This is a genomic window from Bradyrhizobium sp. AC87j1 (assembly GCF_002936975.1).
GTDB classification, from domain to species: Bacteria; Pseudomonadota; Alphaproteobacteria; order Rhizobiales; family Xanthobacteraceae; genus Bradyrhizobium; species Bradyrhizobium shewense.
The window spans coordinates 1-1,083 of the sequence record NZ_PTFE01000255.1 but is presented as its reverse complement, the minus strand read 5'-3'; the positions used below and the strand labels follow the sequence as shown (position 1 = coordinate 1,083).

Annotated in this window: 1 protein-coding gene; it reads right to left on the bottom strand. The window is 58.4% G+C overall.

What is annotated here, in order from left to right:
• Window positions 1–90: 90 nt before the first annotated feature.
• Window positions 91–747, bottom strand: a complete 657-nt coding sequence (locus CV770_RS41170) for an AAA family ATPase (protein ID WP_245454032.1) — start codon at window positions 745–747, stop codon at window positions 91–93.
• Window positions 748–1,083 lie beyond the last annotated feature (336 nt).

The following is a 1,083-nucleotide window of genomic DNA, read 5'->3' as shown; positions in this document are numbered from 1 at the left end:
CCCCGGCCTCATGCTCCTTCAGCACCGCAATAATCTGCTCTTCCGTGAACCGTGCTCGCTTCATCTGTCCGTCCTTCTTCGGGGCGGACTCTAACTCCTTCTGGAGGAAATACTCGGTGGCAGGTCAAAGTATCTCAAGCAATCATATTGGATTTCGTGAGCGACGTGACTGGAATGCGTGCTGACAATTAGCTGTGTCCTCAGCAAAGTGCTGGAACGTAAATCCTCATGCGCCCGGAGGACATCGTACGCTTTCTTGATGAATACTTGTTGGACTTGCGCGTGCAGGTGCGCTTCCGGCTCTTCAACGAGCACGAGATGCAAGGGCTCGAACTCGGTCGCGTCGGGGTCACGTGCAGCCTTGCCAACGCGCATCCACGCGTCGCGAAAACTCATCAGGCGGAAAATCATGGAGATAAGGTTTTGATAGCCGAGGCCGTTGTTCGCCTCCGGCAACCTTGCGATCGGTACCAGTTCGCCGCCTTCGCGCACCACATCGACTTCGAAGGTAATCGCGGTCTGATGGTTCAGACCGTCTACAGGGTGTATTCGGGTCGCTACCCGCGGCTTGGGATCCGTGACCCCGGGGTATCCGAGCCCTTCGACCTCCATGAAGGCGGCTTTGAAGCTTTCGGTGAGGCGGAGGTCGAACGCTTGCTGGGCGGCTTCGATCGCTCGAAGCGCATCCAGATCGCTCGCTTCCGGGTATTCAGAAGGATCGAGATGCGTTCGATAATAGGCCCGCAGCTGCTCGGACAGGCGTCCTGGCGAGCGGGTCGCAGGACCGTCTTCGTCCTCTCGCTCATTCTGCGCGCCGCCAAATCCTCGCTGAGCGTTGATCTCGTTTACTCGTATCAGGCCCGCGAGCGGATCTCCGTCGAGCGCGGGAACGAGCGGCGCGAGCAGCTGAGCAGCGAGCTATGCGGGAAACTGGGTGATGACGGAATGAGATAGGTGGCGTATCGAGGCGGGTGTCGAGCCTGCCAGAACCTCACATGAGAGCGATACGCCATGAACGAGCATAGCAACGTTGTCCCACTGCGTCAGCCCGATGAGATCGACGATCCACTGACGAATGTTTTG